This is a genomic window from Oceanicella actignis, from assembly GCF_900111545.1.
In the GTDB taxonomy this organism is placed as follows: domain Bacteria; phylum Pseudomonadota; class Alphaproteobacteria; order Rhodobacterales; family Rhodobacteraceae; genus Oceanicella; species Oceanicella actignis.
Map to the genome: position 1 here is coordinate 250048 of NZ_FOHL01000002.1, position 19001 is coordinate 269048.

The window sequence follows — 19001 nt, forward strand, 5'->3', positions numbered from 1 at the left end:
CCTCAGGCCAGCCAGCACTTCACCATGGCGAAGCCGTTCATCATCTCGCCGTTGGGATCCTTCTCCCAACCCTGCACGCGGGCGTCGGTGGCGTCGATGAAGTCGTTGAACATCGGGCAGATCAGACCGCCCTCGTCGCGCACGATGCGGCCCATGCGGCTGTAAAGCTCCTTGCGGCGCGTCTCGTTCAGCTCGGCGCGGGCCTCGAGCAGCAGGCGGTCGAACTCCTCGTTCTTGAAGCGCGTGTCGTTCCAGTCCGCGGTCGACAGGTAGGCCGTCGAATACATCTGGTCCTGCGTCGGACGCCCGCCCCAATACGAGGCGCAGAAGGGCTGCTTGTTCCAGACCTCGGACCAGTAGCCGTCGCCCGGCTCGCGCTTGATCTCGAGCGGGATGCCGCAGGCGGCCGCGCTCTGCTGGAACAGCTGCGCCGCGTCCACCGCGCCGGGGAAGGCCACGTCCGAGGTGCGCAGCACGATGGGCGAGCCGTCATGCCCCGACTTCTTGTAGTGGAAGCGCGCCTTGTCCGGGTCGTAGCGGCGCTGCGGGATCGTGTCGTCGAACAGCGGATAGGCCGCGTTGATGGGCATGTCGTTGCCCAGCCCGCCATAGCCGCGCAGGATCTTGTCGACCATCTCCTCGCGGTTGATGGCGTATTTCAGCGCCAGCCGCAGGTCGTTGTTCGCGAAGGGCGGCGTGTCGCAGTGCATGATGAACACGTAGTGCCCGCGCCCGGACACGTTGCGCACCTGCACGCCGGGCACGCGCTTGACCAGGCTGACGATCTTGGGCTCGAGGCGGTTGATCATGTGCACCTGGCCCGACTGCAGCGCCGAGGTGCGGGCGGTGGCGTCGTTGATGACCAGGATCTCGGTCGTCTCGGCATGGCCGCGCGAATCGTCCCAGTAATTGGCGAAGCGGCGGAAGCCGTGGCGCACGCCCGGCTCGTTCACCTCGACCACATAGGGGCCGGTGCCCACGCCCGCGGCCGGATCGTCGCGCCCGCCGCCCGGCTGGATGACCAGATGGTAGTCGGCCATCAGATAGGGCAGGTCGGCGTTGGGGGTTTCGAGCGTGACGGTGAAGGTGTCGCCCGAGGCCTTCATCTCCTTGATGCCGCGCATGATGCCCAGCGCGCCGGATTTCGAGTTCTCGTCCGAGTGGCGGCGCATGGTCTCGAGCACGTCCTCGGCCGTCAGCGTCTTGCCGTTGTGGAACTCGACGCCCTTGCGGATCTTGAAGCTCCAGGTCGCGGCGTCCGGGCTGGACGAGAATTCCTCGGCCAGGCGCGGCATGAGGCGGTTGTCGGGGCCGACCTCGACAAGCGTCTCGCCGAAATGGCGCAGCACCGAGAAGGGCACGTTCGACGCCGCCAGCGCCGGATCGAGCGAGTTGGTGCTTTCGCCGCCCTGAAGGCCGGCCTTCAGATGCCCGCCCTTGACCGGTCCGGCGGCGCGCACGGCCGAAGCCAGCAGCGCGTTCGCCCCCGCGGCCGTCACGCCAAGCGCGGCCGCCCGGCCCAGAAAGTCGCGTCGGTTGACCAGGTTGAGCGCGGCGCGGCGCGCCAGATCCTCGAGTTCGCGGCTCATTTGCGTTTGTTCTCCCTGTCCGCCGCCCGAGGGGGCGGCTTTTTGTTGATCCACGGATCAACAATGCGCGCCAGCGCCCGTTCGTTCAACCCCTTGACAGGTTGCCGCAGCGTCGCGCCGGGCCGCGCGGTCACTTCTGCGCAAGATCGGGCGGATGCGCCTCGATGCGAATCGCGCTGTACCAGGCGGCCAGATCGGCGATGTCCTCGTCGCTGAGGCCGCGCGCGACCACGCTCATCATCTCGTGCTCGCGCTTGCCCGAGCGAAACGCCTTGAGCTGCGTTTCAAGGTAGATCGCGCTTTCGCCGGCAAGATGGGGCGCGATGGGAATGCGCGCGATGCCGTCGATGCCGTGGCAGACCTTGCATTTGCGCGCCTTCTCGCGCCCGGCCGCCGGATCGGCCGCCGAAGCGGGCGCCGGCGCCGCCAGCGCCAGCGCCAGCAGCGCGGCCGCGGCGCGGACCGGGGCCGCAGCCCCGCCCGCCCCGCGAAGAAGCCGCGCCGTCATTGCGCGCCCTCATACCAGATGCGGTAGAGCGCGCCCGCGAGGTCGTCGGACACCAGCAGCGAGCCGTCGCGCAGCTGCGCCACGTCCACCGGGCGGCCAAGATACTCGCCGGTCTCCTCGTCCAGCCAACCCTCGGCGAACGGCTCCATGCGCGCGCCGCCTTCCTCGTCGACGAAGGTGACCATCACCCGCGCGCCCACCGGCTCGGTGCGGTTCCACGAGCCGTGCTGCGCCGAGAAGATCGCGCCGCGATAGCGCGCGGGGAACTGCTTGCCGTCGTAGAAGACCATGCCCAGATCGGCCGCATGCGCCACCGTCTCGACCACCGGGAAGACGACGTCGGCGGGCGGCTCCTCGTCCTTGTATTCGTTGGTGCGCACCGACCCGCCACCATACCAGGGAAAGCCGAAGTTCTGGCCCGCCTCGGTGGCGCGGTTCAGCTCGCCCGGCGGGATGTCGTCGCCCATGCCGTCGACCTGGTTGTCGGTGAACCACAGATGCCCGGTCGAGGGCTGGAAATCCATGCCGACCGAGTTGCGGATGCCCGAGGCGAAGACCTCGCGCCCGGACCCGTCGGCGTTCATGCGGATGATGCCGCCGATGCCCCACTTGGCGTAAAGCTCGCGCTTGGACTTGGGCGGCACGTTGAAGGGCTGGCCGAGCGAGATGTAGAGCTTGCCGTCCGGCCCCACGTCGCACACGCGCGCGGTGTGGTTGTAGCTGACCTCATCGGGCGGGATCAGCTCGCCCTCGGGCACGACGTTGAAGGCCGCCACGTCCGGGCTTTCGTAGAAGAACTCGGCCGCCGGATAGACCAGCACCCGGTTCTGCTCGGCGATGTAGAGGAACCCGTCGGGCGAGAAGCACGGCCCGTTGGGGATCTTCATGTCGATCGAGGGCGCGAAGTCCTTGACCTCGTCGGCGACGCGGTCCTTGTCGCGGTCGGTCACGGACCAGACCTTGGTCTTGCGCGTGCCGACGAAGGTGACGATGCCCTGCGGGCCGACGGCGATGTGGCGCGCGTCGGGCACGATGGCGTAAAGCCCGATGCGGAAGCCCTCGGGCAGGCGGATGCGTTCCAGCGTGCGGCGGATCGCCTCGGCCTTGGCGCCGCCCTGTTCGACATAGGTGAAGCCGGCGCCGCCTGTGACCTTGAACTGACTCAGCTTCTCGAGATTGTCGGCCGCCTGCGCCTGCGCGGCCAGTCCCAGCGCGGCGCTCATGGCGATGATCGTGCGCATTCTTCCCTCCCTTGACCCTTGTCGCGCGGGCGCGCGCCCGCGGCGCCGCTTCGCGCGGCCGGGGCATCGTAAGGCGCCGTGACGGAAAAGGGGGGCGGCGACGTGGCGATTCGCCGCACCTGTTTCATCTGGCGGAAGCCGGCGCCGCATGGCGCGGGCCGGGCTGAACCTGCGATTAACCGGCTCGCGACGGGTCGGGATTCGCGGGCGAATCGGCGGACGCCGGCGCCGCCGGGCCCAGGCAGGCGCTCCAGAGCGCGTCGTCGGCGCGGGCCAGCAGGCGCAGCGTGGTCGCCTTGCCCCGGTTCGGGTTGAAGGCGTCGACCCGCGCCAGCTCGCGCAGCGCCGGCGCAGCGCCGCCCGCCGCCTCGGCCAGGGCGCGATCGAAGCGCGCGCGCGCGCGGTCCTCGACCCAGACCGACGCGCCGGGCAGGGCGATCAGCCGCCGCGCGGCGTCCTCGTGGCTCAGGAACGCGACCGCGCCGTCGGTCAGAAAGACGAGGCTCGGCTCGCGATAGGTGACCGAGGCCGGCGGCGGCGCCGCGCAGCGCGCCAGCGGCGCGGCGGCCTGGGTCATCAGCGCGCTGGGAAACAGCGAGCGCGCCGCCGGCAGCGTGTGCGACAGCGTGGCCGCCGACAGCAGCGCGCTGGCTGCCGCGCCAAGCGCGCCGAAGGCCGCCAGCCGCCCGCCCCCCAGCGCCGCCGCCCCCAGCGCCGTCGCCGCCAGCCCCGCCAGCGCCAGCGCCGCGCCCCGGGGCGCGGGCGCCTGGCCCAGCCAGAGCGGCCCGGCAATGTTGGCCAGCGCCAACGCGCCGCCGACCAGCGCGAACAGCGCCGCGCCCGCCCGCAGCGTCCAGCGGCGCGGCGGGCGAAGCGGGTCCGCGGCCAGCCGCGCCGAGGGGACGATGTCATGCGGCAGGCCCGGCGCGCGCGCGGGGGCGGCGTTGCGGCGCGCCTCTTGGGTCAGCCACAGGGCCAGCAGTCCGGCCAGGGCGGGCAGGGCGGGCATGACGTAATGGGGCAGCTTGGTCGCGGTGAGCTCGAAGACCAGCCAGGTCGGAACGGCCCATCCGAGCAGAAAGCGCGCCTCGGGCCGCGCGCGCATGCGCCGGACGGCGGCGGCCGCCGCCGGCGCCAGCGCCGCCCAGGGCCAGAAGATCGCCCAGAACGCCGCCAGATACGTCCCCGGCGGCGCGCCGTGCGATTCCCGCCCCTGCGCGACCTTGCCCAGCAGATCGTCCAGCAGCGCCTCGCGGAAGAAGGCGCCCTCGGTGCGCAGCGCGATCAGCGCATACCATGGCGCGGCCAGCGCAAGGAACAGGAGCGGCCCGCGCCGCCAGTCGGGCGCGCGCAGCGGCGCAAGGCTGCGCTGCGCGACCGCCAGCCACGCCATGCAGCCGACGAGCGGGATGAACACGATGGGGCCCTTGAGCGCGACCCCCGCCGCCAGCGCCGCCCACATGCCCAGCGCCGCGCCGCGCCCGCCGGCCAGCGCGCGCGCATAGGCGCCCATGGTCAGCACGATCGCGGCCAGAAGGGCGGCGTCCGTCTTGGCGATATGCGCCTCGGCCACGACCACCAGCGCCGTGGCCGTCATCGCCGCCGCGCGAAAGGCGGCCGCCCGGCCCGCAAGCGGCGTCAGCGCCCAGAACAGCCCCAGCGTCGCCAGCGTCGCGCCCAGCGCCGAGGGCAGCCTCCAGGCCCACATCCCCACCCGTTCGACCGGCACGTCCAGCGCCTTGGCCGCCGCCGCCGCGGACGCCGCCTGAAGCCAGTAGATGCCGGCGGGCTTCTTCCAGCGCGGCGCGTCCTGAAAGCGGATGTCGACGTAGTCGCCGCTCTGCAGCATCTGGCGCGAGGCCTGCACGAAGCGCGCCTCGTCGCGGTCGGTCACGGGCAGCGCGTCCAGCCCCGGCGCGAACATGGCCAGGCACAAGAGCGCCAGCGCCGCGACCTGTCGCCAGGCGGCGCGGTCGAGCAAGGCCGCGGCCGCGCGCGCGCGCCCGTCCAGCGCCGACAGCGCGCGTCGCAGGCGCCCGCGCTCGGGGTCGGGGGCCATGCGGGCGTTAGTCGGCCGCGGGCGGCGCGGAGGGGTCCTCGGCCGGCGGCGGGACCAGCAGGCCCTTGAGATCGTCGGCCAGCGGCGCGGCGTCGGGGGCCGGGGCCTCGGCGGCGGGAACCTTCTCGAGCACCGAGCGCGAAGCGGCGTTCTGCGCGGCCAGGATGGTCAGCGCCAGGCTGGTGGCGACGAAGCCGGCGGCGATCATCCAGGTCGCCTTGCTCAGCGCCGTCGCCGCGCCGCGCCCGGTGACGAGGCCGCCGCCGCCGCCGCCGATGCCCAGCGCGCCGCCTTCCGAGCGCTGCAGCAGCACCAGCCCGATCAGGAACACCGCAAGAATGAGGTGGACGATGAGCAGAACGTTTTCCATCGGGTCGGCCTTCCTGAATGCGCCCAAGCCGGGCGGCGGGTCTGGCGGCGGTTTCTACCGCCTCGGCGGGCGCTTGTCGAGACGGGGCGCGGCGCGATCGGCGCCGGGGCCGTCGGGGTCGGCCGGGCCGCCGCCGCCCTTCCCGGCGGCGAGGGCCGCGCCTTCGTCCGCGGGGCGCGCGCTGCCGTCCCCGCCGGCCGCCAGCGGATGACCCGACAGCACCAGCGCCTGCAGCCGCGCCTGCATGACATGGGCGTAGATCTCGGTGGTCGAGATGTCGGCATGGCCCAGCAGGGTCTGGATCGCCCGCAGATCCGCGCCCCCCGCCAGAAGATGCGTGGCGAAGGCGTGGCGCAGCGTGTGCGGCGAGACGCTGGCCGGGTCGATCCCGGCCCGCGCCGCCGTCTCGCGCACCAGCTGGAAGAAGCGCGCCCGCGTCAGCCGCCCCGCGCGCCCGCGCGAGGGAAACAGCGCCGCCGCGCCGCGCAGGCGCGGGTCCGCGTCGCGATGGGCCAGCCAGGCGGCGAGCGCCGCGCGCGCGGGCTCGGACAGCGGAACCATGCGCTCGCGCCCGCCCTTGCCGCGCACCAGCAACATGCGCGGATCGCCTCGCGCGGCGGCGGCGGGCAGGTCCAGAAGCTCGCTCGCGCGCATGCCCGTGGCGTAGAGCAGCTCGAGCATGCAGCTCAGCCGCAGCGCCGCCGCCTGCGCCGCCGGGCCGGGGCCCGCGGGCCGGCGCGCGGCCTCGAGCAGCGCCTCGACCTGCTCGGGCGACAGCGTGCGCGGCAGCGGGCGGCGCGCGCCGGGGCCGCGAAGACGCGCGGCGGGGTCGTCCTCGCGCCAGCCCTCCTCGCAGGCGAAGCGGTAGAACTGCCGCGCCGCCGACAGGCGCCGCGCGCGCGTGGCCCGGCTCAGCCCTCGCGCCTCCATCGCCGCCATCCACGCGGCGATGTCCGCGCGCCCGAGCGCCAGCAGATCGCCGCCCCCATGCTCGGCCAGGTCGGACAGATCGCGCGCATAGGCCGCGATCGTGTTGTCGGCCGCGCCGCGCTCGGCGCGCATCGCCTCGAGAAAGCGCGCGACGGGATCGGCGGGCGCGCGCGCGCTCATGCCGCCCCCGGGCGCGGCGCGGCGCAGGGGCTCAGTCGCCGGGCGCGGGCGCATCGATCGTCACCGTTGCGCGCGGGGCGGGCAGATCGGCCACCAGCGCATAGCCCGCCAGCGCCAGCGCGCCCAGAACGGCAAGGTATAGAAGGTATTTGAGCGCGGTGCGCATGACGTCTTCCTCCTTGTCCCGCGGCCCGAGCGATGCGGACTTGGCGCCGCGCCCGCGGCTGGTGTAACGAGGAACCCGCCCAGCCCCGAGCGTCGGCGCGTCGCGCGCCGCGACCCTAGCGCCGGCCGCGCCGCGCCGCAATGGCGCGGGGCCGGGCGCAGCCCCATGCCGCCGGCCTTCGGAGCCGCGGCCAGCCGAAGGACGCCGCGCGATCGTGAGCACGCCCGACACGCCGCCCAGCCCAGACGACGCGCCGGCCGCCTTGCCGGACGGCCCCCGGGCCCCCGCCGCGCGGCCCCGGCTGCTGCGCCCGGTCGCGCTGGTCGGGCTGATGGGCGCGGGCAAGACCACCGTCGGCCGGCGGCTCGCCGCCATGCTCGACGCGCCCTTCGTCGACAGCGACGAAGAGATCGAGGCCGCCGCGCGCATGAGCGTGGCCGAGATCTTCGCCTCGATGGGCGAGGACGCCTTTCGCCAGGGCGAGCGCCGCGTCATCGCGCGCCTTGTGCGCCAGTCGCGCCCGGCGGTGATCGCAACCGGCGGCGGCGCCTTCATGAACGACGACACCCGCGCGCTGCTGCTGAGCCGCGCCGCGACCGTGTGGATTCGCGCCGAGCTCGACACGCTGGTCGAGCGCGTGGGGCGCAAGAACACCCGCCCCCTGCTGGCCGGCGGCGATCCGCGCCGGGTCCTGGCCGAGCTGATGGCCCGCCGCCACCCCGTCTACGCCGAGGCCGCGGTCGTCGTCGACAGCCGCCGCGGCGAGAAGCACGAGGCCGTCGCCGCCCGCATCCTCGACGGTCTGCGCGCGCTCGGCGACGTGATCGAAGAGGGCCCCGACGCCCCCCAGAGCCAGGAGACGCCCGCATGAGCCCCCAGCGCAGCACCGTCGAGGCGCCCTTCGGCGCGCGCAGCTACCGCATCGAGATCGGCCCCGGCCTGCTGGCCGAGGCGGGCGCGCATGCGGCGCCGCTGCTGCCGCGCCCGCGCACCGCCGTCATCACCGACGAGAACGTCGCCCGCGCCCAGCTTCCCGCCCTGCGCGCGGGTCTGGCCGCCGCCGGCATCGAGGCCGACGAGCTGATCGTGCCGGCGGGCGAGGGCAGCAAGTCCATGGCCGAGCTGACGCGCGTGGTCGAGTGGCTGCTCGATCGGCGCATCGAGCGCGACGATCTGATCATCGCGCTGGGCGGCGGCGTGATCGGCGATCTGGTCGGTTTCGCCGCCGCGATCCTGCGCCGGGGGGTGGGATTCGTGCAGATCCCGACCTCGCTCCTTGCCCAGGTGGACAGCTCGGTCGGCGGCAAGACCGGGGTCAACGCGCCCCAGGGCAAGAACCTGATCGGCGCCTTCCACCAGCCGCGCCTGGTGCTGGCCGACACCGACGCGCTGCGCACGCTGCCGCGGCGCGAGCTGCTGGCCGGCTATGCCGAGGTGGCGAAATACGGGCTTCTGGGCGACGCCGACTTCTTCGCCTGGCTCGAGACGCGCGGCCCGGCGCTGCGCGACGGCGACGACGCGGCGCGGATCGAGGCGGTGCGCCGCTCGGTCGAGGCCAAGGTGCGCATCGTCGCGCGCGACGAGACCGAGCGGGGCGAACGCGCGCTGCTCAATCTGGGACACACGTTCGGCCATGCGCTCGAGGCCGCGACCGGCTATGGCGAGCGCCTGCTGCACGGCGAGGGCGTGGCGATCGGCTGCGTGCTGGCCTTCGCGCTGTCGGCGCGGCTGGGGCTGTGCGCGCAGGAAGAGCCCTCGCGCGTGGCGGCGCATCTGTCGCGCATGGGCCTGCCCACGCGCCTTGCCGACATTCCCGGCCCGCTGCCCGACGCCGAAGGGCTGATGGCCGTGATGGCGCAGGACAAGAAGGTCAAGGCCGGACGCCCGACCTTCATCCTGGCGCGCGGAATCGGCCGCGCTTTCGTCGCGCGCGACGTCGATCCCGAGGCCGTGAGGGCCGTTCTGAACGAGGCCCTGGCCGAGCGCGGCGCGGCCTGAAGGGCGCGGCGCAAGGCGGTTCGGGCGCGGGGGAATGCGGGGAAGGGCCGGCCGGATTTTCGCGCGATTTCGCGCTTGACGCCCCCCGGCCGCATGGATAAAAGCCCCCTCGCGAGCGGCGGAGTAGCTCAGTTGGTTAGAGCAGCGGAATCATAATCCGCGTGTCGGGGGTTCGAGTCCCTCCTCCGCTACCAAAATTTCTCATGTTTTTCAAAGGGGTGTGACTGCATCGTGTTTGTGCGGTGCGCGACCGGTTTACCTAGGGTATCGCTCGGGTAGCGTAACGGAGACTCGGCACTCTGGGGCCATTCCAACAGTTGTTAGGCTTGAAAATCCTCGTGTCGGTGGTTCGATTCCGCCCCCGGGCACCACTAAAATCAAATAACAACCGTCACTTAGTGGCGTCCTCCTTGCCTGCGAAAAATGAGCGGTGTGCTGTGGGTATCGCTTGGGTAGCATTCACGGGTTCCCCACGGCTCAGGATGTTCGTTGAACCCCCAAGGTGGTTTGGTCGAGAAACAGGTTTCCGCGACGAGCCTCTTGGCCATGCAGAATGCTACGCTGGCGTAGCTGTCAACAGATTGTCATCAAACCATGACTTTCGCCCTTTACGTGTGAGCCACTCACTGATATTTTTCATCACAAGATATTGGGCAAGGGTCAGCCAGAGCGAGTAAATATGTCAGACTTGGTGCCCCAGAAGATCGAAGGCCTACCTGCAATTATCGAAGGAACCGACGATTTGCTGACGCAAATCACGAACTCGCTGGGCGTGCCACGCGATGTTCTTCCGGCAAAGGCCCAGATAGATCACACTTGGGAGAACTTACCCCGACTGTTGAGCAAAATACCTGCAGAGTTGCGTGACGAAAGAATGGTCCGTCTGTGCGTTGCTGACTCGGTAGGTTTGTTTGACAGCGCAATAAACTATATTTGGAATTCTACAATCGTGGAGCTGCGCCAAAAGGTCATTCGCTTCGGCTTGCCAATTGTTGCTCAACTTACATCAAAAGCTCTCGATGAAAGTAAGCTATTGGAGATGATGGATCATGAACTTCTCAAGTTGTGCCTTGAGTTAAACCTCATCACAGAAGAGGGATATTTCAAGCTCGATCAATGCAGGGCAATTCGGAATAGTTTTTCAGCGGCACATCCTGCAGTTGGTGCGTTGGATGAGGATGAAGTTGTCAATTTCATAAGTCGTTGCGCTCGCGCTGCTCTCAGCGATGTCAATGTTCCTGCAGGCGTTAATTTCAATGAATTGATTTCTGCGATCAAGGCAGGACATTTCAATGGGGATCAAGAGGCGTATTGGACTGCTGCAATCAAGGGTACGCACTCGGCACAACGTGAATTGATCGCTACCGCGCTGCATGGCATGTACTGCGATGAAGCGCTTGGCCAGAGTGCGCGCAGCAACTGTGCAACGCTGTTCTTACCGGCAGTCGAACTGGATGGAATTCCGTCTGCGATAATCGACCAACATCAACGGTATGTTGGGAAAGGTGAGCAAGCCAAGGCAAGTGCATCTCGCGATTTCTTCACGAAGTTTAAGATGCTGGGGCTACTCTCGGAAGCCGAGAGGCATTCAATAATCTCGACTGCATGTGATCGTTTGAACGCAGCCCACCAAGGAATGAATAATTTCTATAATGAGCCGCCATTCGCAGCCCGACTCCATGAAATTGTTGGAGCGTCTGCTGTTCCAGAGTCGGTACGTCGGAAATTTGTAGAGACGGTAGTTTCATGTGCCGTTGGAAATCAGTATGGTGTTTCTTGGGCTGCAAGGCCTCACTACGAAAGCATGGTTAAAGATTTTTCACCAAAAGCCTTGGAGATAATGTTTGCTATACCCGACAGTAAAACCCTCGTTGGGAACAAGATTGCGTCGTTTCCAGCATGCAGAAAGCGTTTTGCAGAACTGGTTGGATTGTTAGAGGGCGCGAATATCCCGACGGCCCTGCAAGCCTCGTATTCCGTATGGATGGGCAAGCTTGCTAAACACCAGGCTGCATAGTTATTCATGGTCGGGCTCAGGACTTAATTGGATTTGGTTTGCGCAGTCGTGTTCTACACAACTTGCTCCCGATAAGCAGGGATTTTTCGCCAAAGTAAAGGGAGGCACGTCGCCCCCCTTTTCATTAATTGCGATGGTAGCAGTTGCCTATCCCGGCTTCAGGGCGCGCTTTGCTTCTTCAAGCGCCTTCGACCCTTTCACCCATTGCCACGGTGTGCGCGGCTTCCGCGCCTTCGCCAGTTCCGGGTTTGCCTTGGCATCGCTGGCGGCGGCGCGCAGGCGTTCGCGAGCTTCGCGCGGGTCGATCTTGAGTTCGTCGCAGATGGCCTTGAGCGACACGATATCGGTCATGTCGATCTCCTAAGTTGCTGATGAAGATCGATAAGACGCAAGGCGAGAGCGTGTCAGGGATAACCCTAGTTCGGCTTGAAGATTTCCGAGAGATGTGGCTCGGTTTGTCTGAACAGTTTCGAGCCGTTTCGTAAGTGGATTTCCGCTCGGTTATGCCGCGACCGGGATTGGTCGTGGCGGGGTGAGATATGCCTGATCGGGCGTCCGCCCGTCCAGCGATGAATGCGGTCTCCTTGTGTTGTAGAAGGCCAGGTAGCGGGCGAGGCCTTCCCGGGCGGCGGTCACGCTGTCATAGGCGCGCAGATAGACCTCTTCATATTTGACGCTGCGCCAGAGCCTTTCGACTAAGACGTTGTCGCGCCAGGCGCCCTTGCCGTCCATGCTGATCTGGATATCGGCGTCCTTCAGCGCCCTGATGAAGTCGATGGATGTGAACTGCGAGCCCTGATCCGTGTTCATGATTTCCGGCGCGCCGTGTTGGGCGATGGCCTCGTCCAGCGCTTCCAGGCAGGGGCCGGTTTCCAGCGTGACCGACAGCCGCCAGGCCAGCACCTTGCGGCTGAACCAGTCGATGACCGCCGTCAGATAGACGAAGCCCCGGGCCATGGGCACATAGGTGATGTCCATCGCCCAGACCTGGTTCGGACGGCTCACGGCCTGCTTCCTGAGCAGGTAAGGATAGATCTTGTGGCCCGGCGCCGGTTTCGAGGTGTTGGGGCGGCGATAGAGCGCCTCGATGCCCATCCTCTTCATCAGCGTGGCGATGTGCAGCCGCCCGGCGATGAAGCCTTCCTGGCGAAAGAGTCCCTTCATCATCCGGCTGCCTGCGAAGGGGAAGTCCATGTGCAGCTCGTCGATCCGGCGCATCAGCTTGAGATCGTCCGCACCGGTCGGACACGGGACATGGTAGAGGCTGCCCCGGCTGATCCCCAGAAGTTCGGCCTGACGGGTCAGGCTCAGCCTGTGATCTCGATCCGTCATTTCTTTGCGCCCGGCAACAGACCGGCCTTGTCGAGCGCACCGGACAAAAAATCGTTCTCCAGCGTGAGCTGGCCGATCTTCGCGTGCAGCGAAGTGATGTCGATCTCCGGTTCCTTGCTCCCGGGCTTGTCGTCAAACACGCCCGCGACGCCCTCAAGAAGCTGGTCCTTCCACTGCTTGATCTGGTTCGGATGCAGGTCGAACTGCGTCGCCAACTCGCTCATCGTGCGGTCGCCCTTCAACGCCGCCAGTGCGACCTTCGCCTTGAACGCGGGGCTGTGGTTCCGTCTCGGTCGTCTCGTCATCTTCGCTCCTTTCATCCCGGCAACGCTGCCGGATCAGGAGCGGAAAATCCACCTAACTCAGTCGTTCAGATTCCCCGAACCACCTCTGAGACGTCCACGCCGAGGGCCTTGGCGATGCGCTCGACCACCAAGATAGACGGGTTGCGCTTCCCGGTCTCGACGCCGCTCAGGTAGGTCTGGTGAATATCCGCGCGATGGGCGACCTCTTCTTGCGAAAGGTTCTTCTCCCTTCTGATCCTCTGGATATCTATTGAAACGCGCGTTTGGACGGACATGCGGCGCATGGCGCATGGCGCCCGCCATCACGGCCATAGACTATAAGTCATAATCGACTTAGGCTGGCGGAAGGCCCGAAGTCACTGGCGACATTCAGTAATGCAGGAACAGGCAGGGGGATGTGCGCCCTCGTGGTTGACGCATAGTCTAAATTTTCAAGTCGAGGGCTGTTCTGTCGCCCGATGCCCTCCTGCTGCCCGATCATGTCTTGGATTTCATCGACCGGCACGCGGTCACGCACGGCGTCTATGGCTGGTGGTTCGACCATTACCTGCCTCTGGTGCCGAGGGACGGTTGCATCGAGCGAGACGGGAAACACCTGCTCTACATCGGCATCGCACCTCCGAAAGATCGGCCAGTGCGCCGAGGTGGGCCAACACCTGTGAAAAGCCGACTTTGGAGAAACCACCTACGCGGGACGGTGCGCTCCTCGACCTTGCGGCTTTCCCTTGCTGCCCTTCTCGAACAAGAGCTTGAATTGGCGTTCTGGCGCGACAAGCGGAACCGCGTTCGCATGGATCGTCACCACGAGGACAGTCTGTCAGATTGGATCAGCAAGCACGCTGCGATCTCGGTCGCGCAGCATGACGAACCGTGGTCCCTTGAGGAAACTCTGGTCAGGAACGGGCCACCCTTGCCCCTGAACCTGAGCATGTCCCGGCATCCGTTCAAATCGACGCTTAGCGACCTGCGACGTGCGCTGGGGCGAAACTGACCGCGCCTGCAAACAACCCCGAGGATCGAGAGCGAAACGCGCGCGCGGCGGCGTTGTATTGAGCCAGGAGCGCCGGGGCGTGCCTCGTGCATGGTGATCCCGCCGCAATCCCGGCTGGCGCGCTGTGCACCGCGCTCACGGCGATCATCCCGGCATCTGCACGGACCCGGCTACCCCTGTGGTCTCCATAGGCCGCGCGGGAATTACCCTGACGGGCGATGGTCCCCGATCTTATTGCGCTGGCATCGAAACCAGCCAGCAAGGAGATCGGCGATGACGATCAAGGCAACATGGACCTTCAACGGCCAGACGAAAACGATCTTGGGCAACTGGCACCGTCTCTGGTGCCTGCTGTTCGGCCCGTTCTACTACCTGTTCAAGGGCATGTTCCTGTGGGCGATCTTGTCGCTGCTGACCGCGAACGGCCTGTGGATCGGCTTCCCCCTGTTCAACCGCGCCATCGTACTGCGCCATTACCATCGCAAGGGCTGGGTGCAGGAATGACCGGCAGCACCTCCGCCCAAGCGGTTTGCCACCCGAGTGGAACCCGGCGGGCGCTGCCGAAACCCGGCGCGAATGCGGACCGCAGAAAAGACTCGGCATTTCGGCTCCGGCTCACGCCCGAAAGTCTGATACATACTCAACGGGTCGGTCCGAGGCGCTCCGCGCGGCGCTGTCACAGGGCGACCACAGGGGGATGGGGGGAGGCGTTTTTTTAACGGCGCGCACCCTGCGGGCAGACGAGGGATCATAACGACTGCCGGGATTTTCGGCCCTGAGCCGCTGCCGCCCCTCGAAATGAAGATGCTCAAGCTTCTCATCTTTCTCACCGATTACGTGACAACCTTGGATTTCGATGTTGCTCACGATATGTCTGAGAAAGTTGATCAGCTTGAGCATCTTCGGCTCTAGGTCTCGGCGAGCTTCCAAAACCAAGTCTTCCCTTTCTTCTCGGACCTAACGCCCGCCTCGCGCTTTGCCCGGTTCAGGGTCGGGCGCGAGATTTCGACATCGGCCGCTCGTATGAAGACCTCCGCCGAGGGCAGAGGCCCCTTTGCCAGCACTTCGCGCAAGAACTCGACAGCACGGGCTTCCTCGCTCTGATCATCCTGCCCCTGTCGCTCCAGATCATCGGCGGAATAGTGGGTGGTGCCCCGCCATTCGATCACCGGCAGGCCCTGAGGCTGCGCCACGATCTCATAGACGTAGCTCCGGGGTTTCGCGCCTATGTTGTTCTTGACCTGCGCGAGGATGCGCAGGTTTTCGTTCTCAGGGTGCTTGGCGACCGCGAGCGCCGTCCGCGCCACTCCGATCACGTCGATTGACCCAACGCCCCGGTAGATGGCTTTCCCCTTGCCGCCTTTCGTCCAATGCCGGATGGCGATGACCGCCGGGCCGTATTCCTTGAACAGCTTATCGAGCTGGTGCAATGCCGCGCGGATCGAGGTAGGCTTCCCGAGGTCCACTTTGTCCGACAAGAAGGAATACAGCGTGTCGATCACGACGAGGTCCGGGGTGTGGTCTTCCAGTTCATCCCGCAGACGCCGTTGCCCCTTGTCGTCAAACACGATGAAATCGTCGAGAACGCGGACCCGTTTCAGGTCCGCCCCCATTTGCTCCATGCGCGGCCTGATCGTGTCGGCGGCGTCGTCCTCCGAACTGATGTAGAGCACATTTCCCTTTGAGACCCGTGAACCATCGGGCAGCTTTGCGCCCCGCGTCACAATCGCGGCGATATGCATACACAAATAGGATTTTCCGAGTTCGGGGTCGCCTTCGAGGATCGTCGTCTTCTCGTAGGGGATCAGAGGTTTCCAGAGCCAGTCAATCTCCTTGGCCTCGATCTCGGCGAGTGTGCGGAACGGGTCGTCCTTCTTCATTGCGCTATCCTCACTCTCGCGATGATGCGCGATACCTCGGTCTCAAGCGCATTCTGGTCGTCGCCGTACTTGTCGCGGAAGTACGGGCTGGACCAGATCACACTGGCGATCTCGTCGAGCGTTGCGCCTGCCTCATGAAGCCCAGCGACCATGGCGAAGATCCTGCTGGACCGATCCGGTGCCTGCACGCGGTTGTGCCGGATCAGGTGTCGGGTCGAGGTGTCCAGCTTCGAGCGATATTTCCTTAGGACGGCGAGTCGATCATGCGCATGGGGGCTTATGTCCAACGCCTCGGGTTCTGCCGCGCCTACGCCGTGTTGACTCCTCAACAGCTTAGGGCGAGCCGTGATCGGACTTGGGTCGAAATGAACCAGTCGAATGAACGGCGTGTCGTATTCTGGCTTGTGGTTGAACGAACCCGGTAGCCGAAGCAGCTTGTTCGGCGCGCTACCGCCCCTGTCGCCCCCGTGACGGTAGGTCAGCGCCTTGGAAAAGGCCGACGCCTGCGCTGGCGCGTGCGGCCGGTCCCAGAACCACAGCGCCTGCGTGCGTCCCGGCGAGGTCTCCCAGACCACGGAGGGTTTCGGATCGAAGGCGAAAGGATCAGCCTTGTCCACGTCGCACCAGCCAAGCCGCGTGTTCTGGACGCAACCGACTTTCCGGCTTGGCCGCGTGTATTCGTTGGGGCTGAAGTACTGATCGAAGTTGTGCCGGTCGAAGCGCAGCAGGACAGCACGAATTGAAGCCGGTGTCCCAAGGTCGAAGAACCGGTCAAGCATTCGTCGGGTGCCTGTCTTTCGAAAACATAGATTGACGAAAATCTTTTGGTTCGGGTGATGGGAATGACCCCAGATCGCCTCAAGAAAGAGAGATTGAGCGCACACGATTGCACGTTTGGTTGAGCCTTCAGAAGCGAGCGCTCGGTAGTTGTTTGTTTTGCGAGTGGTCCTCATTTTCGTGACCTTCATTTGGGCGCACCACGGGGCACACGCGGGAACGCGCGGCAAATCAGTGGTGGCGGTTAGGAAAAGCGCCGGTCAGTATTCGGCGTAATGCGTACGGGCGCGCTCGGCAGCGCGTTCAGCGAGCCAGTCCTCGATCTCGGACAGGAACCACGCAACGGTGATCCCGGCCATCCTGATACGCCGTGGAAAGCGCCCACGGGCCTCCCAACGCAGCAGGGTCGTGTTGCTCACGTTAATGCCAAGGCGCTTGAGGTCGGCGCGCGTGGCCAAGGTCTTGCGACCGTCTGCAATCTTCATCTGTCTTTTCCTTCAGCAAGTTACGGTTTGCGAAGGAGCGCTCCAACAAGGAGAAAGATGGCGCAGATCGTGATCCGTTTCGAGCGAAGGTCCTGAAAGCGTCAGGTCGTTTTGCGTTGGGATCTTCTTACATCTTGAAGGGCGAGTTGGATGGGGCCATCAAGCTGTTCATGTTGCCCCGTGGTCTCCAAGAGTACACGCCGAACGTAATCGGGTAGAACGCCGATCATCCGCTTGAGATCGGCGTCCCAATTGCCCCTCGACAGGGAAAAATCTGGAAAGAATTCGTGCAGGTCCCAAATGGCGTCATGGACGATGGTGAAACGGACTTCGTCCGTGGTCTGAACCTTCATTCCCAGATCGAGTTCGAGTTTCGCGATCAGGTCATTGGCCTGCGCCTTGAGCGCGGCTAATCCAGCCAAGGTCCTGTCAATGTCGTTCGGCATGAATGGGCCACGGTGACGCAGAAGCTCTTCTTCCCAGTGCACAAAGTTTGGTCGGCTCGCACTTGCCAGCGCGTTTTCCAATCTCTCGATGGGATGCAGCACGTTCCGTTGCAGCCAAGTGATGCGCTGTGTCGCCGACATGTCGAAAGGTGACACCGCGAAGGCGGACGGCGACATATGCAGCGCCCGGCGTTTTACCTTGCCCGATGCACTGATCTTTTCCCAGAATTCTGGAAAACGCGGGTCGTCTTTCAGGCCGAGAATTGCGCCGACATCCTTCCGGCATGCCGGTCCGAATGGCCCTGTGTCATCTTGGTCAGATGGCGGTTCCACTGCTCCAATGCCTCGCGCTTCTCGTCCGCGTATGAATAGACATTGTAAATAGCGGCCACTCTGAGACCACACCCGTCTTGTGGTTCAGCAGCGCCTCGGTCACGGGCTGCGGGACGCCCAGCATCGCCATGTTGGTGGACATCGTTCGGCGCAGGTCGTGAATTGTCCAACCCTCGGTGCCATCGGGCAGAGCCTTGTCGAGCCGGTCTTTCAGGCGACCGAACCCCGAAACCGGCGATTTGCCGGTGGTCGTGAACACGTAGTCCGATCCGATGAACCTCGGCACCCGGCGCAGCACGTCCAGCATCGCGTCGGTGATCGGCACGGTGTGCTGCCTGCCGTTCTTCGCGCGCTGCGAAGGCAGGGTCCACAGGCGTTTTTCGAGGTCAAGTTCCGACCAACGCATCTCGGCGACCTCGGCGCGCCTCTGGCCGCTCAGGATCAACAGTTTCATGCAATCCCCGAAAGGATAGCCTTCGGCGTCACAGGCCGTCCACAGCGCGCCCAGCTCGTCGTCGGTCAGGACACGCTCGCGCGACCGTTCCTTGGACAGCGGTTTCATCCCGGCGATGGGGGAGGCATCGATCATACACGCTCGACGCACCAGCCCATGAGGTGCTTGAGGTGGGCCAGCGCGCGGTTGGCGCTGACGGGCGTGGATTTGTGGATCGTGTCACAGGCTTTCACGACATCGGCGCGCTTGATCTCGTCGATCCGCTTGCCGTGCAGGGTCGTAAACTTGCCAAGCAGTCGCGCCTTGTTTTTCCAGTCGCGGTTGTGAACCTTGGCGTGTTTCTCGACGTAGTCGGGGATCACCTCGCCCAGCGTCGGCTTGGTCTCGACCTCGATGCCGGTGCTGGCTTCAAACCGTCCCGTCTCGATCTCATAGAGAATTTGCCGCGCCCGGTCCCGTGCCTGCGTCAACGTGAAAACGCCGAACCGTCCAATGGTGAGGCGCTTCATTTTCCCATCGATGCGCTTGTGAAAGCTGAATGTCTTGGTGCCCGTTACGCTGACGCGCAGCACGAGACCCGGCACAATCGTGTCGCGAAAGTCGATCCGTTTCGTGGGATCGGGCTTGCGCGTTTCGATGAATTTCGTGGTGAGTTTCTGTTTCATGCCCCGACATTAAGACGGACAAAGATGCCTCGTCAGGGACAACCCTAGATGGTGCGCAGGGTTTTGGATCAGGCTGCACCGAACTGAGAACCCCGTGTGGTCTTCGATGCCCTCGGGTTTCACTCGGGTAGCAAGAGAAGCTTGCTTGAATGAAATGGTGCGAGATGGGCCGAAGCGACTTGCCACGCGAAAAAGGAAATGATTTCAGGGTATAATGCAGCGAGATGAGCGGTCCTAAAATCAAGTGTATGGATTGTAAGGCAAAATCATAATCC

22 protein-coding genes and 1 tRNA gene are annotated in these 19001 nt (G+C 65.6%); 6 read left to right on the forward strand and 17 right to left on the reverse strand.

Annotated features, from left to right (window positions below; genetic code table 11):
* Positions 1–2 precede the first annotated feature (2 nt).
* The 7 genes from BMW67_RS03840 to BMW67_RS16140 form a co-directional block, all read right to left on the reverse strand.
* Complete coding sequence (locus tag BMW67_RS03840; protein ID WP_072745866.1) at positions 3–1589, reverse strand: ABC transporter substrate-binding protein; 1587 nt, start codon at positions 1587–1589, stop codon at positions 3–5.
* A 130-nt stretch (positions 1590–1719) separates the two neighbouring features.
* Positions 1720–2097, reverse strand: a complete 378-nt coding sequence (locus BMW67_RS03845; RefSeq protein ID WP_072745865.1) for a c-type cytochrome — start codon at positions 2095–2097, stop codon at positions 1720–1722.
* Positions 2094–3338, reverse strand: a complete 1245-nt coding sequence (locus tag BMW67_RS03850) for a PQQ-dependent sugar dehydrogenase (protein ID WP_072745864.1) — start codon at positions 3336–3338, stop codon at positions 2094–2096. Before BMW67_RS03850 ends, BMW67_RS03845 begins: the two co-directional genes overlap by 4 nt.
* Positions 3339–3513: 175 nt before the next feature.
* The gene (locus BMW67_RS03855) at positions 3514–5397 is read right to left on the reverse strand and encodes an ArnT family glycosyltransferase (RefSeq protein WP_072745863.1); all 1884 of its coding nucleotides are present in this window, start codon (positions 5395–5397) and stop codon (positions 3514–3516) included.
* Between the two features lie 7 nt (positions 5398–5404).
* Positions 5405–5767: a preprotein translocase subunit SecG gene (secG, locus tag BMW67_RS03860; protein ID WP_072745862.1), complete on the reverse strand. Its 363-nt coding sequence runs from the start codon at positions 5765–5767 to the stop codon at positions 5405–5407.
* A 54-nt stretch (positions 5768–5821) separates the two neighbouring features.
* Positions 5822–6877: a tyrosine recombinase gene (locus tag BMW67_RS03865; protein WP_083581105.1), complete on the reverse strand. Its 1056-nt coding sequence runs from the start codon at positions 6875–6877 to the stop codon at positions 5822–5824.
* Between the two features lie 31 nt (positions 6878–6908).
* A complete protein-coding gene (locus tag BMW67_RS16140) occupies positions 6909–7043 on the reverse strand; it encodes a hypothetical protein (RefSeq protein ID WP_256598358.1) in 135 nt (44 codons plus the stop codon).
* 214 nt (positions 7044–7257) lie between these two features.
* Between BMW67_RS16140 and BMW67_RS03870 the strand changes: the two genes are divergently transcribed.
* The 4 genes from BMW67_RS03870 (at position 7258) to BMW67_RS15360 (ending at position 11058) form a co-directional block, all read left to right on the forward strand.
* On the forward strand, positions 7258–7914 hold the full coding sequence (locus BMW67_RS03870; RefSeq protein WP_072745860.1) for a shikimate kinase: 657 nt from the start codon (positions 7258–7260) through the stop codon (positions 7912–7914).
* Entirely contained in the window at positions 7911–9041 is a 1131-nt protein-coding gene (gene aroB / locus BMW67_RS03875; RefSeq protein ID WP_072745859.1) for a 3-dehydroquinate synthase, read from the forward strand. Before BMW67_RS03870 ends, aroB begins: the two co-directional genes overlap by 4 nt.
* A 117-nt stretch (positions 9042–9158) precedes the next feature.
* Positions 9159–9235 (forward strand) — tRNA-Met (locus BMW67_RS03880).
* Between the two features lie 485 nt (positions 9236–9720).
* The gene (locus BMW67_RS15360) at positions 9721–11058 is read left to right on the forward strand and encodes a hypothetical protein (RefSeq protein ID WP_072745858.1); all 1338 of its coding nucleotides are present in this window, start codon (positions 9721–9723) and stop codon (positions 11056–11058) included.
* A gap of 147 nt (positions 11059–11205) precedes the next feature.
* Here the strand turns inward: BMW67_RS15360 and BMW67_RS03885 are convergent, their stop codons facing one another.
* From BMW67_RS03885 to BMW67_RS03895, 3 genes are all read right to left on the reverse strand, one after another.
* Positions 11206–11409, reverse strand: a complete 204-nt coding sequence (locus BMW67_RS03885) for a hypothetical protein (RefSeq protein ID WP_072745857.1) — start codon at positions 11407–11409, stop codon at positions 11206–11208.
* A 150-nt stretch (positions 11410–11559) separates the two neighbouring features.
* Positions 11560–12695 (reverse strand): IS3 family transposase gene (locus BMW67_RS03890; RefSeq protein WP_370426834.1). Its coding sequence is split into 2 segments (ribosomal slippage): positions 11560–12443 and positions 12443–12695, totalling 1137 coding nucleotides; the frame shifts between segments, so codons are not numbered across the junction.
* A gap of 65 nt (positions 12696–12760) precedes the next feature.
* Positions 12761–12979 carry a helix-turn-helix domain-containing protein gene (locus BMW67_RS03895; protein ID WP_072745854.1) on the reverse strand — a complete coding sequence of 73 codons (219 nt, stop codon included), beginning with the start codon at positions 12977–12979 and terminating at the stop codon, positions 12761–12763.
* 200 nt (positions 12980–13179) lie between these two features.
* Here BMW67_RS03895 and BMW67_RS15365 point away from each other — a divergent pair, with 200 nt between their 5' ends.
* Both BMW67_RS15365 and BMW67_RS03900 read left to right on the forward strand, forming a co-directional pair.
* Positions 13180–13686 carry a GIY-YIG nuclease family protein gene (locus BMW67_RS15365; protein ID WP_125458971.1) on the forward strand — a complete coding sequence of 169 codons (507 nt, stop codon included), beginning with the start codon at positions 13180–13182 and terminating at the stop codon, positions 13684–13686.
* 273 nt (positions 13687–13959) lie between these two features.
* Positions 13960–14190, forward strand: a complete 231-nt coding sequence (locus BMW67_RS03900; protein ID WP_072745853.1) for a hypothetical protein — start codon at positions 13960–13962, stop codon at positions 14188–14190.
* Between the two features lie 111 nt (positions 14191–14301).
* On the opposite strand, the gene BMW67_RS15370 is transcribed toward BMW67_RS03900, so the two are convergent.
* From BMW67_RS15370 to BMW67_RS15935, 7 genes are all read right to left on the reverse strand, one after another.
* Complete coding sequence (locus BMW67_RS15370) at positions 14302–14586, reverse strand: hypothetical protein (protein ID WP_125458970.1); 285 nt, start codon at positions 14584–14586, stop codon at positions 14302–14304.
* A gap of 8 nt (positions 14587–14594) precedes the next feature.
* Positions 14595–15566: an AAA family ATPase gene (locus tag BMW67_RS03905; RefSeq protein WP_072745852.1), complete on the reverse strand. Its 972-nt coding sequence runs from the start codon at positions 15564–15566 to the stop codon at positions 14595–14597.
* Positions 15563–16345: a DNA-primase RepB domain-containing protein gene (locus BMW67_RS03910; RefSeq protein ID WP_245728444.1), complete on the reverse strand. Its 783-nt coding sequence runs from the start codon at positions 16343–16345 to the stop codon at positions 15563–15565. Before BMW67_RS03910 ends, BMW67_RS03905 begins: the two co-directional genes overlap by 4 nt.
* 258 nt (positions 16346–16603) lie before the next feature.
* Positions 16604–16828 carry a helix-turn-helix transcriptional regulator gene (locus tag BMW67_RS03915; protein ID WP_072745850.1) on the reverse strand — a complete coding sequence of 75 codons (225 nt, stop codon included), beginning with the start codon at positions 16826–16828 and terminating at the stop codon, positions 16604–16606.
* 101 nt (positions 16829–16929) lie between these two features.
* Complete coding sequence (locus BMW67_RS15375) at positions 16930–17607, reverse strand: hypothetical protein (RefSeq protein ID WP_125458969.1); 678 nt, start codon at positions 17605–17607, stop codon at positions 16930–16932.
* The gene (locus tag BMW67_RS15930) at positions 17591–18196 is read right to left on the reverse strand and encodes a site-specific integrase (protein ID WP_245728445.1); all 606 of its coding nucleotides are present in this window, start codon (positions 18194–18196) and stop codon (positions 17591–17593) included. The genes BMW67_RS15375 and BMW67_RS15930 overlap by 17 nt, the downstream gene beginning before the upstream one ends.
* Positions 18193–18726, reverse strand: coding sequence for an Arm DNA-binding domain-containing protein (locus BMW67_RS15935; RefSeq protein WP_245728446.1), 534 nt, complete (start codon positions 18724–18726; stop codon positions 18193–18195). The genes BMW67_RS15930 and BMW67_RS15935 overlap by 4 nt, the downstream gene beginning before the upstream one ends.
* Positions 18727–19001 lie beyond the last annotated feature (275 nt).

Excerpts from the sequence above, each read along its gene's own strand:
- BMW67_RS03850 (WP_072745864.1), bottom strand. The coding sequence starts at position 3,338 with ATGCGCACGATCATCGCCATGAGCGCCGCGCTGGGACTGGCCGCGCAG.
- BMW67_RS15930 (WP_245728445.1), bottom strand. The coding sequence starts at position 18,196 with ATGATCGATGCCTCCCCCATCGCCGGGATGAAACCGCTGTCCAAGGAA.
- BMW67_RS03915 (WP_072745850.1), bottom strand. The coding sequence starts at position 16,828 with ATGAAGATTGCAGACGGTCGCAAGACCTTGGCCACGCGCGCCGACCTC.
- BMW67_RS03900 (WP_072745853.1), top strand. The coding sequence starts at position 13,960 with ATGACGATCAAGGCAACATGGACCTTCAACGGCCAGACGAAAACGATC.
- BMW67_RS03840 (WP_072745866.1), bottom strand. The coding sequence starts at position 1,589 with ATGAGCCGCGAACTCGAGGATCTGGCGCGCCGCGCCGCGCTCAACCTG.
- BMW67_RS03910 (WP_245728444.1), bottom strand. The coding sequence starts at position 16,345 with ATGCTTGACCGGTTCTTCGACCTTGGGACACCGGCTTCAATTCGTGCT.
- BMW67_RS15370 (WP_125458970.1), bottom strand. The coding sequence starts at position 14,586 with ATGCTCAAGCTGATCAACTTTCTCAGACATATCGTGAGCAACATCGAA.
- aroB (WP_072745859.1), top strand. The coding sequence starts at position 7,911 with ATGAGCCCCCAGCGCAGCACCGTCGAGGCGCCCTTCGGCGCGCGCAGC.
- BMW67_RS03895 (WP_072745854.1), bottom strand. The coding sequence starts at position 12,979 with ATGCGCCGCATGTCCGTCCAAACGCGCGTTTCAATAGATATCCAGAGG.
- BMW67_RS15360 (WP_072745858.1), top strand. The coding sequence starts at position 9,721 with ATGTCAGACTTGGTGCCCCAGAAGATCGAAGGCCTACCTGCAATTATC.
- BMW67_RS03855 (WP_072745863.1), bottom strand. The coding sequence starts at position 5,397 with ATGGCCCCCGACCCCGAGCGCGGGCGCCTGCGACGCGCGCTGTCGGCG.
- BMW67_RS03905 (WP_072745852.1), bottom strand. The coding sequence starts at position 15,566 with ATGAAGAAGGACGACCCGTTCCGCACACTCGCCGAGATCGAGGCCAAG.
- secG (WP_072745862.1), bottom strand. The coding sequence starts at position 5,767 with ATGGAAAACGTTCTGCTCATCGTCCACCTCATTCTTGCGGTGTTCCTG.
- BMW67_RS03845 (WP_072745865.1), bottom strand. The coding sequence starts at position 2,097 with ATGACGGCGCGGCTTCTTCGCGGGGCGGGCGGGGCTGCGGCCCCGGTC.
- BMW67_RS03885 (WP_072745857.1), bottom strand. The coding sequence starts at position 11,409 with ATGACCGATATCGTGTCGCTCAAGGCCATCTGCGACGAACTCAAGATC.
- BMW67_RS15935 (WP_245728446.1), bottom strand. The coding sequence starts at position 18,726 with ATGAAACAGAAACTCACCACGAAATTCATCGAAACGCGCAAGCCCGAT.
- BMW67_RS16140 (WP_256598358.1), bottom strand. The coding sequence starts at position 7,043 with ATGCGCACCGCGCTCAAATACCTTCTATACCTTGCCGTTCTGGGCGCG.
- BMW67_RS03865 (WP_083581105.1), bottom strand. The coding sequence starts at position 6,877 with ATGAGCGCGCGCGCGCCCGCCGATCCCGTCGCGCGCTTTCTCGAGGCG.